Source organism: Bacteroides ovatus, from assembly GCF_001314995.1.
GTDB lineage: Bacteria > Bacteroidota > Bacteroidia > Bacteroidales > Bacteroidaceae > Bacteroides > Bacteroides ovatus.
Window position 1 is genome coordinate 5565688 of the sequence record NZ_CP012938.1, and the last position, 12304, is coordinate 5577991.

Consider the following 12304-nt stretch of genomic DNA (forward strand, 5'->3'; position numbering starts at 1 on the left):
GTTTCACAAATCTCGTTTTAGAATAGGATAATCTCTATTATCTTTATTTGTTAAAAGATGCAATAAAAAGAATGATTTATGCTCTTTTTTGCGAATTACACAAATAAAATACATTTTTTTGCAGATTAAGAAAGAATATACTAATATGAAACGCACACTTTGGTTTTTATTTTTCCTTCTAAACTCCTTGTTTTATCTCTATGCAGATAGTGAGAATGATTCTTTGTTGAAGGTGTTGGACAAAGTGATTTCTGAACGTTTGATATATACCCAGAAAAAAGAAGCCACCATAAAAGAATTGAAGAAAAAGAAGGTTGGTCTTAATTCATTGGAGGATATATATAATTTAAATAAAGAAATTATCCACCAATATGAGACTTTTGTTTGTGACTCGGCGGAACAATATATTCATGAGAATATTGATATAGCAAAAATAATTGGTAATAAAGAATATCTTTTGGAAGAGCAGCTTCGGTTGGCTTTTGTCTATTCTTTATCAGGTTTGTTTATTCAAGCTAATGATATTTTTAAGTCGATTAGGTGTGCCGATTTACCCGATCATCTTAAAGCTTTGTATTGCTGGAATCGTATACGTTATTATGAGAATCTTATTAAATACACGGACGATGTACGATTCTCAAATGAGTATATAGCAGAAAAAGAAGCTTATCGAGATACTGTTATGAGTATTTTATTTGACCAGTCGGATGAATATAGAAAAGAAAAAGCTGTAAAGCTTCAAGATAAAGGGAGTACAAAAGAGGCTCTTCTGATTCTGAAAGAGATATATAATAAACAGGAACCGGCATCTCATGGATATGCTATGATGGCTATGGGACTTGCAAGGGCCTATCGGTTAACAGGGAATTATATACTGGAGGAAAAGTTTCTAATGCTGGCTGCTATGACAGATACAAAATTAGCCGTAAAAGAGAATGAGGCTTTGTTGACATTAGCAGTTAATTTATATCATAAGGGAGATATAGACAGAGCGTATAATTATATAAAAGTAGCGTTGGATGATGCTATCTTTTATAATTCCCGTTTTAAGAATACGGTCATTGCCCGTATACATCCGATTATTGAGAACACGTACTTAATCCGGTTGGAAAAACAAAAACAGAATCTTCGTTTCTATATATTTCTGACTAGCTTGTTTGTGGTAGCTCTTGCCATCACCCTGTATTTTACATATAAACAAACAAAAATTGTATCTCGGGCTAAGCGGCATCTTAAAGCCATGAATGAAGAACTGGTCGGGTTGAATAAGAACCTTGACGAAGCTAATTTGATTAAGGAGAAGTATGTTGGGTATTTTATGAATCAATGTGCCGTTTATATTAATAAGCTCGATGAGTACAGGAAGAATGTGAATAGAAAAATCAAGACCGGACAAATTGATGATTTATATAAATCATCTTCCCGTCCTTTTGAAAAGGAACTTGAAGAACTTTATCATAACTTTGATAAAGCGTTCCTTAAATTGTACCCAAATTTTGTAGTCGAGTTTAATTCTCTGTTGAAATCGGAAGAACGCTACCGTTTGGAAAAAGATCAACTGAATACAGAATTACGCATATTTGCATTGATACGGTTAGGAATTACCGATGTTGGACAGATTGCTGTATTTTTGCATTATTCTGTGCAGACAATCTATAATTATAAGAGTAAAGTGAAGAGAATGTCCACTCTTGATAGTAATATCTTTGAGGAGGAGGTAAAAATGCTTGGTTCTTTGTCTCAAAAATGATTCTATCCGGTTTACCAAAACTAAAAAATGGTCTTGTTATAAACTGTTGATTATTAAATGTATATATAATAATTGATCTGTAAAACGTTTACTTTCCCGCCTACTTCCATTAAGAAGTAGGCTTTTTTCATCTCTATATTTGCATCACAAGATTTTTGATAACTGAATACTAATCTAAAGAAACACACAACTATGAGTTTTTCAGAATTGTATCTTATTTATTATCCCAAACTAGTTCGGTTTGCAAAAGAATTTGTGATGTCGGAAGAGGATGCGGAGAACATAACACAAGATGTGTTTACAGACTTATGGGAAAAGAGAGAGTCAATGAATCATATTGAGAATATGAATGCTTATCTTTTCAGGCTTGTAAGAAACAAATGTTTGGATTATTTAAAGCATAAAGTATTCGAGCAAAAGTATGTCGAGAATGTGAAGGCTTCTTTTGAGATTGAGTTGAATCTGAAATTGCAATCTTTGGATCGTTTTGATGTATATGATATATCAGAAAGAAATCAGATGGAGAAACTGATACGGGATGCTATCAATAGTTTGCCTAAAAGATGTCGTGACATATTTTTGTTAAGCCGCATGGAAGGATTGAAGTATAGGGAAATATCCGAACGTTTGGGCATTTCGGTAAATACAGTGGAATGTCAGATGGGAATAGCACTAAAAAAGTTGAGAGCAAAACTCAATGTAACATTGGCTGCATAACTTTTTAATGATTTTATCGGTATTTTTTAGGGGTATTTATTGAGATAATCGTTCTTTGATAAAAAAGGACTGTGTATATGGAGAATTGTCTGAATAAATATTTTGCGGATGAATTTACTTCTGATGAAAAAACAGAGTTTCTCATAGAAGTGGAAAACAACGAAAGGCTGAAGGAAGAATTTATAGAAATTCAGAATTTGCTGGCACTCGTTGATTGGATATCTCCGGAATATGAAAATAATAAAGAAGTTGTCCAACATAAATTATATGAATTTATGCGTAGAATGGAGCAACACAAAGATAAATAGCTTTAGGATACTATGAGTAAAATTTATATCATATTACTGACTGTTTTCTTTTATGCAAATGTTTATTCTCAACAAGCTTATTTTGTTGATGGGTATCATGGCGGGATATATGGACATTATCCGGTAAAGTGGAAAACTCAATTCATTGTGGATCAGCTGGCTATGCATCCGGACTGGCGGATTTGTATGGAGATAGAGCCTGAAACATGGGATACAGTCAGAGTGCAGACTCCGGAGGCTTATTTGCGTTTTAAAGAGATGGCTACTAGTAATCAGGTAGAGTTTACGAATCCTACTTATGCACAGCCTTATTGCTATAATATCTCGGGAGAGAGTATAATAAGACAGTTTCAATATGGTATTGCTAAAATAAACACACATTTTCCGGGGGTCGATTTTGTAACCTATTCGGTAGAAGAACCTTGCTTCACAAGTTGCTTGCCACAAATCCTTAAACAATTCGGCTTTAAATATGCTGTATTAAAATGTCCCAATACCTGTTGGGGAGGGTATACTGCTGCTTATGGCGGAGAATTGGTTAATTGGGTGGGACCGGACGGGACTGCAATCTTGACCGTTCCCAGATATGCTTGTGAAAAACTAGAGCCGGGATCAACTTGGCAGACAACTGCTTGGGGAAATTCGGATGCTTATTTAAAAGATTGCCGTAACGCAGGTATCAAACACCCCGTTGGTATGTGTTTTCAGGATGCGGGATGGAAAAACGGCCCATGGCTGGGAAGTGGAAAGAACACAAAAAATAACTCTATATATATGACATGGAGAGATTACATTGAAAATGTCTCCATCGGAAAAACGGATGATAACTGGTATTTTTCACAGGAAGATATACATGTGAATCTTATGTGGGGAAGTCAGGTTTTGCAAAAAATAGCGCAAGAAGTACGCGTTTCAGAAAATAGAATTGTCATGGCAGAGAAAATGTCTGTAATGGCTTATCTGGAAAATAAATATATTTGTCGACAAGCAGATATGGATGAGGCTTGGCGTACACTGATGTTGGCACAACATCATGATTCGTGGATTGTGCCTTATAATGGACTGAATAGAAAAGGAACATGGGCTGATCAGATTAAGCGATGGACAGACAGTACCAATCATCTTGCAGATGGAATTATTGAGGCATCTATGCAGAGCTTTAATGAAAAGTTTATTCCGCAAAATAATGCTCAACAGCAATATATACGTGTTTTTAATACATTAGGAATGAGAAGAAAGGAAATCGTAAGTGTTCTTCTGCCTACGGAATCTGAAAATGCGGATTTAAGTGTTTATGACTGGAAAGGTAAAGATATAGGTTGTTTGGTAGAAAATGAAGGTAAAGAGATAAGATTATTTTTTGAGGCAGAGATTCCTCCCTTTGGTTATTCCACGTATTGTATAAAAAAGAAAGAAGCCGGTAAGAAAGAGGCTTCGGAGAGTAGATTCGTTTTGGAAGGTAATAAGGTGAATAAACAGGAATACGTGGTTGAAAATGATATGTATAAAATTGTTTTTGACTTATCAAAGGGAGGAACCATAAAAAGCCTGATAGCTAAAAAAGAAGGGAATAAGGATTTTGCAGGTAAAACGGAGAAATATGCTTTAGGGGAGTTACGAGGCTTTTTTTATGAAGAAGGCAAATTTCGTTCTTCTATAGAGACTCCGGCCAAGCTGACAGTAGTAAGGGATAATGTATATGAGCAAAAAATTAAGATAGAGGGTGAGATTGCTTCCCATCCGTTTACACAGGTAATCACTCTCACTAAAGGAACGAGACGAATCGATTTTGATTTGACGGTTGGCTGGAAAAAGAATGTAGGTATTGGTGAATATAAAGAGGAACGTTGGCGTGATAATCGTCGGGCTTATTGTGACGATCGGTTTAAACTAAGTGTATTATTCCCGACTGATTTACATTCTCCCCGTGTTTATAAAAATGCACCGTTTGATGTATGCGAAAGCAAACTGACTGATACTTTCTTTGGTTCTTGGGATCAAATCAAACATAATATTATACTTCATTGGGTTGACTTGGCTGAACAGGAAGGCGACTATGCTCTGGCTTTATTATCAGACCATACTACTTCTTATTCTTATGGAGAGGACTATCCATTAGGACTGACTGCTCAATATTCGGGTGGAGGACTTTGGGGACCTGATTATAAAATAACACACCCTTTGAGGATGAAGTATGCAATTATACCTCATCGTGGCAAATGGGACAAAGCATCAATCGCAGATGATAGCGATTGTTGGAATGAACCATTGCTGCATTCTTGCTATCCAGTGGCAAAACCGGAATCGAAATCATTTATTGATTTACAGAATACTGGTTATCAAGTGAGTGCTCTTCAAATGAAAGATGGAAAGGTACTATTGCGCCTGTTCAATTCTGAAGGGGACGAAAAATTACAAAAGGTTACCATTGACATGCCATTATCCGGAGTGGAGGAAGTTGATTTGAATGGACAATGTATCGAAAGAAAGAAGATAAAAACACGTGCAGGTAAATCGGAAATGATGATTTCAATGCCTCGGTTTGGTATTAAGACTTTCGTTCTTAGTTTGACTTAAAATAATTAGATTATTGTTATGTATAAAGCGACTGCTAATCTTTTAATTGTTTGCTTTTTGTGTTGGATGACGGGTTGCTCATCAACCAATACCGTATCGGAAGATTGGGTTCCGACCGATTATGTAAACCCGTTTATTGGTGCCAGTACTAGTGTAGGGGCTGCCGGTGTTTATCACGGATTAGGTAAAACTTTTCCCGGAGCTACGACTCCGTATGGTATGGTACAGGTTAGTCCTAATACAATAACGGGAGGTGATAACGGTTCCGGATACAGTGATGAACATAAGACAATCGAAGGATTTGCCTTTACCCAGATGAGTGGTGTGGGATGGTTTGGTGATTTGGGCAATTTTCTTGTGATGCCTACAACTGGTGAATTATATAAAGTGGCAGGTAAAGAGAATAATGATAGTATAAAAGGATATCGTTCGGCTTATAACAAAGCCACTGAAACGGCTAAGGCCGGATATTATTCGGTAGAATTGACTGATTATCATATCAAAGTAGAAAGTAGCGCGACACCACACTGTGGAATTTTACATTTTACTTATCCTTCTAGTGACCAATCGCGTATTCAGATTGATTTAGCTCGTAGAGTAGGGGGAACATCTACTTCACAGTATATTAAAGTTGTAGATGATTACACTATTCAAGGATGGATGAAGTGTACACCTGATGGTGGTGGATGGGGTAATGGTGAAGGAAAAGCCGATTATACCGTTTATTATTATGCACAATTTAGTAAACCTTTGACTAATTATGGCTTTTGGAGTGCAGATATTCCCGAACATTGGGTTCGGAAACGTGATGAAGTAGTGAGTATTCCTTATTTGACTCGTGTATCACAAGCTCCGGTTATAAAAGACAAGAAAGAACTGACGGGTAAACATCTGGGCTTTTTTACTGAATTTCCAACGAAGGAGGGAGAGACTGTAGAGATGAAAGTTGGTATCTCTTTTGTTGATATGGAGGGTGCTGCAAATAACTTTGAACAAGAAATAGCCTCTAAAAATTTTGGACAAGTAAAGCAGGAAGCTACTGAATTGTGGAACAAAGAACTTAATCGTGTCCGGATATCCGGTGGTACGGATGATGAAAAAACGATATTCTATACTGCCATGTATCATACGATGATTGATCCTCGTATCTATACAGATGTAGACGGACGTTATGTAGGTGGTGATTATAAAATACATACGGCTGACAGCACTTTTACAAAACGTACTATATTCAGTGGATGGGATGTATTTCGTAGTCAGTTTCCTTTGCAGACTATAATTAATCCGCGTTTAGTAAGTGATGAACTGAACTCATTGATTACTATGGCAGATCAGAGTGGGCGCGAATACTATGAACGTTGGGAATTGCTGAATTCCTATTCCGGCTGTATGTTGGGAAATCCTGCTTTGTCTGTTTTGGCGGATGCTTATATCAAAGGGATTCGTACGTATGATGCAGAGAAAGCATATCGTTATGCCGTTAACACATCCCGTCGTTTTGGTAATGATTCATTGGGGTATGCTCCGGAACCATTGAGTATTTCAACCACTTTGGAGTATGCTTATACTGATTGGTGTATATCTCAATTAGCGAAAGCTATGGGGAAAGAAGATGATGCCAAATGTTTCTATGAAAAGGGACAGGCATATCATCATATTTTTGATAAAGAAAAGGGGTGGTTCCGTCCCCGTAAAGCAGATGGAACATGGGTAGAATGGCCGGAGAATGCACGTCTTAAAGAATGGTATGGGTGTATAGAAGCAAACTCTTATCAGCAAGGTTGGTTTGTACCTCACGATGTTACGGGAATGGTGAATTTGATGGGTGGTAAGGAGAAAGTTATTGCGGATTTAACAGATTTCTTTAATAAAACTCCTTCTAATATGCTGTGGAATGAATATTATAATCATGCGAATGAACCTGTGCACTTCGTTCCTTTTTTGTTCAATCAGCTTGAAGTTCCCTGGTATACTCAAAAATGGACACGCTATACATGTGAAAAGGCTTATGCAAACAAAGTTGAAGGAATTGTTGGCAATGAAGATGTAGGTCAGATGTCAGCGTGGTATGTGTTGGCTGCTTCCGGTATTCATCCTTCCTGTCCGGGAAATACACGTATGGAGATTACAAGTCCGGTTTTTGATAAAGTAGAGTTCAATCTTGATCCCAGCTATTATACTGGTAAGAAATTCACGGTGATAGCTCATAATAACAGCATAAATAACGTCTATATACAAAAGGCCTTGTTGAACGGTCAGGAATACAATAAATGTTATCTTGATTTTGCGGACATTGCAGCCGGAGGTACATTGGAGCTGTTTATGGGTGATAAACCTAATGTTGAGTGGGGACTTTGATTGAATAACATACTCTAAAACAAATTGTTACTTTAAAATCTTGATAGTATGATGAATAAACTTGGGCTTATCATTATATCGGTTATATGTGCTCTAATCCAGACAGGGTGTGCAGAGCAGAGTACATGGATGTCTTTGAACAGCTCTAATCCTCGGATTATCTGGGAAGTGAAACCCCAGGCAGATTTAGAGAACATAACCGGAGAGCAGATTTCTACTCCGGAATTTAAAATGTCCGATTACGTTAAAGGTGTGGTTCCCGGAACTGTTTTTACTGCTTATGTTGAAGCAGGAATCGTTCCAGATCCTAATTATGCCGATAATATTTATAAAGTAGACGAAACGTTTTATAACCGTCCTTTCTGGTATCGTACGGAATTCGAACTCCCGTCTTCTTATTCGGAGGGGAAGCGGGTATGGCTTCATTTCGACAATACGAACCGCTTTGCCGATTTCTATTTTAATGGTGAGAAGATATCAGGAACAAAAGCATCTACTAAAGATGTAAGCGGTCACATGTTACGTTCGAAGTTTGATGTAACTAATTTGATAAAGAAATCCGGTAAGAATGTGATAGCTGTTCTGATTACCGATGCCGATCAGAAAAAGACGCGTAAGGCTAAAGACCCGTATGGAGTTGCGTGTAGCCCCAGTTATCTGGCTGGTGCCGGTTGGGACTGGATGCCATACGTTCCGGGACGTCTGGCTGGTATCACAGGCAATGCTTATCTTGTGGTAACAGGAGATGTAGTGATGGAAGATCCTTGGGTACGTTCAGAGTTACCGACCTTGCAGAAAGCAGAGCTTTCTGTCTCAACAGATATTAGAAATGCTTCTTCTTCCCCTAAAGAAGTCGTTGTATCCGGAGTGATTCAGCCGGGGAATATTTCTTTCTCTAAAGACATTCGGGTAGAAGGAGGAACAACAGCCAGACTATCTATTAACAAAGATGATATAGCGCAATTGGTTGTTGATCATCCGAGGCTTTGGTGGCCGAATGGCTATGGTGATCCCAATCTTTATACTTGTAAGCTGACTTGTTCTGTAGATGGAAAAGTGTCGGATGTAAAAGAAATGACATTCGGTATCAAGAAGTATGAGTATAAAATGGTCGATAATGTAGTGGGATATCCTGTTCTTACATTCTTTATCAACGGACAGAAGATCTATCTGAAAGGTGGAAACTGGGGAATGAGCGAATATCTGCTTCGATGTCAGGGTAAAGAGTATGAAACGAAAATCAGACTTCATAAGGAAATGAATTACAATATGATCCGTCTATGGACAGGGTGTGTTACTGATGATGAGTTTTATGATTATTGTGATAAATATGGGATTATGGTATGGAATGATTTCTGGTTATATGTAGCATACAATGACGTGGCGCAACCGGAAGCATTTAAAGCGAATGCCCTTGATAAAGTCAGACGTCTTAGAAACCATCCTTCCATTGCTATTTGGTGTGGAGCAAATGAAACGCATCCGGCACCTGATTTGGATAATTACCTGCGTGAAATGATTGCGAAGGAGGACAATAATGACCGTATGTATAAGTCTTGCTCCAATCAGGATGGATTGTCCGGAAGTGGTTGGTGGGGAAATCAACCTCCAAGACACCATTTTGAAACTTCAGGCAGTAATCTGGCATTTAATACACCGGCTTATCCATACGGTATTGATCACGGTTACGGTATGCGTACAGAAATAGGAACGGCCACTTTCCCCACATTTGAAAGCATCAAAGAGTTTATCCCGGAAAAAGACTGGTGGCCTCTGCCTACTGATGAGCAGTTGAAGAATGATGATGACAATGTATGGAACAAACATTTCTTCGGTAAGGAAGCGTCTAATGCCAACCCGGTTAATTATAAGAATTCAGTGAACACACAGTACGGAGAATCATCCGGACTGGAAGAATTCTGCGAGAAAGCGCAAATGCTGAATATCGAAGTGATGAAAGGTATGTATGAGGCTTGGAACGATAAGATGTGGAATGATGCAGCCGGACTTCTGATCTGGATGAGCCATCCGGCTTATCCCTCGTTTGTATGGCAGACTTATGACTATTATTACGATCCTACAGGTGCTTATTGGGGAGCAAAAAAGGCTTGTGAACCTTTACATATCCAATGGAATGCTTCTAATAATAATATAAAAGTAATAAATACTACAGCAAAGGACTTGAAGGCTGCAATAGCTAAAGCTACAATTTACAACCTGAATGGAAAAGAAGTGCCTGCATACGGACAGACAAAACAGGTCGATGTGGCAGCCAGCAACATTGCAGAAGCATTTTCTTTGAACTTTAATCCTTTCAATCTGGCTTATGGAAAGAAGGCTGTAGCTTCTTCTTCAGCAGGTGCCTCTAAAAGTGCTTCAATGGTTACTGACGGAGGAGCGGGAAGTCGTTGGGAAAGTGCATACAGTGATCCTCAATGGATATACATTGATCTTGGTAGAGAAGAAAAGATAGAAAAGGTTATTTTGAAATGGGAGGCAGCTTGTGCTAAGAAATACGAACTGCAAGTATCGAATGATGCGCAAGAATGGAAAACCGTTTATGCCAACAAAGATGGAAGAGGTGGTACTGAACAGATTGAATTGGAACCAGTTACAGCACGTTATGTGAAACTGGCAGGCATCAGCCGTGCTACACAGTTCGGATATTCATTGTTCGAATTCGAAATCTACGGTGAGAAACCAAAAGAGATAGAAGAACTGACTCCGCTTCATTTTATCAAGTTGGAACTGACAGATGCCAAAGGTAATCTAATCTCTGAAAACTTCTATTGGCGGAATGGTGTGAATGATCTTGATTATAAATTGCTGAATACACTCCCAGAGGCCGATTTGTCTTGCCGATTGGTGGATAAATCGATGTCTGACGGAAAGATGAAGATTGTTGTAAAGAACAATTCCGGGACTGTGGCTTTTGCTAATCGGGTGAGGCTTGTTAATAAGGCTACGCAGAAAAGAATACTTCCAATTATTATGTCCGATAATTATGTGACGTTGATGCCAGGCGAAGAAAAGGTTATCACTATGGAGGCGACTCCCGAACTGTTGAAAGGAGGCGTAAGTGTATTGGTGAAACAGTATGGGAAAGCAGAGAAGAATAAGCTGGATATAGCAGATTGATTGTTGTACGGTTATCTTTATGGTTTGATTAAAAGAATAAAGAAAATGGCTAATAGACTAAAAATGAGGATACTCTTGTTGTTATCTTTAGTTTATATAAATTGCGATTACTTACAGGCACAAACAACAATACCCCGGTTTGAAGAAGGGGAACGTGTGGTATTTGTAGGAAACAGCATTACTCACGGCGGACATTATCATTCATTTATCTGGTTGTATTACATGACTCGTTTTCCGGATAAACCGATTACTATCATGAATGCCGGAATTGGTGGAGAGAGTGCGTGGGATATGAAGGATCGCTTGGACTATGATGTTTTCAACAGGAAACCAACTTATGTGACTCTAACTTTCGGTATGAATGATACCGGTTATGATATTTACATGAAAGGCGATGCAAAAGAACTGTCGGAACAACGGATTGCAAAGTCATTGGAAAGCTATCAGGAAATAGAAGAACGCTTACTGGCTAAAAATAAAATAAAGAAAGTATTGATTGGTGGTTCTCCTTATGATGAGACTTCCCGGTTTAATAATTTTATATTGCATAATAAGAATAACGCCATTTTAAAAATCATAGATGCCCAACGTACATCGGCTAAAAAGAATGGCTGGGGTTTTGTTGATTTTAACCAACCGATGCGTGAGATATGCAGAAAAGAGCAGGAGGCAGATTCTACATTTACATTCTGCAGGATAGATAGAATTCATCCGGATAATGACGGACAGATGGTCATGGCCTATTTGTTTCTGAAAGCACAGGGACTGGCTGGGGATGAAGTGTCATCAGTATCTATTGATGCACATCATTCATCTGTAATAACCCATAAGAACTGTAAGATTTCAAAACTAAAAAAGAGCGGAGCTGATCTGACTTTTGATTATCTGGCGTATGCTCTTCCTTATCCGCTGGATTCTATTTCTAGAAGTGGCTGGGGAAATAAAAGGTCACAACGTGATGCAATGCAGTTGGTTCCATTTATGGAAGAGTTTAATCAGGAACGTTTTCAGGTAACAAACTTAGAGAAAGGAATGTATCGGTTAACTATAGACAATCAGTTTATTGACAATCTCTCATCCGAAAAGTTGGCGAATGGAGTGAATTTGGCAGATTACCCGAATACTCCCCAATATCAACAAGCTGCGAAAATCATGTATCTGAATGAGGAACGGTTTGAAGTGGAGAAACGTTTCAGAGAATACTTATGGACTGAATATTCATTCCTGAAAAAGGAAGGATTACTGTTTGCAGATGATCAAAAAGCTATCGATAAGCTAAAAGAATACTTGCCTAAAGATGGTTTTCTTAGGATGAGCTACGATTGGTATATAAAAGCGATGAATCCCGAAATACGGGAGGTTTGGAGCAATTATATGAAGAGTCTCGTTGAAACAATTTATAAAATCAATAAACCTGTCACTCATAAAGTGAGGCTGGCAAGGATTGAATAATAAT

Annotated in this window: 7 protein-coding genes; all 7 read left to right on the forward strand. The window is 38.1% G+C overall.

Annotated elements, in window-relative coordinates:
- The first annotated feature begins 145 nt into the window (after positions 1-145).
- The gene (locus tag Bovatus_RS21155; protein WP_032852106.1) at positions 146-1750 is read left to right on the forward strand and encodes a DUF6377 domain-containing protein; all 1605 of its coding nucleotides are present in this window, start codon (positions 146-148) and stop codon (positions 1748-1750) included.
- Positions 1751-1942: 192 nt separating this feature from the next.
- The gene (locus tag Bovatus_RS21160) at positions 1943-2467 is read left to right on the forward strand and encodes an RNA polymerase sigma-70 factor (RefSeq protein ID WP_004301470.1); all 525 of its coding nucleotides are present in this window, start codon (positions 1943-1945) and stop codon (positions 2465-2467) included.
- Positions 2468-2544: 77 nt separating this feature from the next.
- The gene (locus tag Bovatus_RS21165; protein ID WP_004301471.1) at positions 2545-2775 is read left to right on the forward strand and encodes a hypothetical protein; all 231 of its coding nucleotides are present in this window, start codon (positions 2545-2547) and stop codon (positions 2773-2775) included.
- 12 nt (positions 2776-2787) lie between these two features.
- Complete coding sequence (locus Bovatus_RS21170; RefSeq protein ID WP_004301472.1) at positions 2788-5352, forward strand: glycoside hydrolase family 38 N-terminal domain-containing protein; 2565 nt, start codon at positions 2788-2790, stop codon at positions 5350-5352.
- Positions 5353-5370: 18 nt separating this feature from the next.
- Positions 5371-7710 (forward strand): GH92 family glycosyl hydrolase, encoded by a 2340-nt coding sequence (locus tag Bovatus_RS21175; RefSeq protein ID WP_004301473.1) that lies wholly within the window; start codon positions 5371-5373, stop codon positions 7708-7710.
- A gap of 48 nt (positions 7711-7758) precedes the next feature.
- Complete coding sequence (locus Bovatus_RS21180) at positions 7759-10848, forward strand: discoidin domain-containing protein (RefSeq protein WP_004301474.1); 3090 nt, start codon at positions 7759-7761, stop codon at positions 10846-10848.
- 45 nt (positions 10849-10893) lie between these two features.
- Complete coding sequence (locus Bovatus_RS21185; RefSeq protein WP_044918361.1) at positions 10894-12300, forward strand: SGNH/GDSL hydrolase family protein; 1407 nt, start codon at positions 10894-10896, stop codon at positions 12298-12300.
- The last annotated feature ends 4 nt before the right edge of the window (positions 12301-12304 follow it).

What these genes read in the sequence shown, in the direction of transcription:
- Bovatus_RS21155 (WP_032852106.1), top strand. Translation starts at nt 146, where the DNA reads ATGAAACGCACACTTTGGTTTTTATTTTTCCTTCTAAACTCCTTGTTT.
- Bovatus_RS21160 (WP_004301470.1), top strand. Translation starts at nt 1,943, where the DNA reads ATGAGTTTTTCAGAATTGTATCTTATTTATTATCCCAAACTAGTTCGG.
- Bovatus_RS21165 (WP_004301471.1), top strand. Translation starts at nt 2,545, where the DNA reads ATGGAGAATTGTCTGAATAAATATTTTGCGGATGAATTTACTTCTGAT.
- Bovatus_RS21170 (WP_004301472.1), top strand. Translation starts at nt 2,788, where the DNA reads ATGAGTAAAATTTATATCATATTACTGACTGTTTTCTTTTATGCAAAT.
- Bovatus_RS21175 (WP_004301473.1), top strand. Translation starts at nt 5,371, where the DNA reads ATGTATAAAGCGACTGCTAATCTTTTAATTGTTTGCTTTTTGTGTTGG.
- Bovatus_RS21180 (WP_004301474.1), top strand. Translation starts at nt 7,759, where the DNA reads ATGATGAATAAACTTGGGCTTATCATTATATCGGTTATATGTGCTCTA.
- Bovatus_RS21185 (WP_044918361.1), top strand. Translation starts at nt 10,894, where the DNA reads ATGGCTAATAGACTAAAAATGAGGATACTCTTGTTGTTATCTTTAGTT.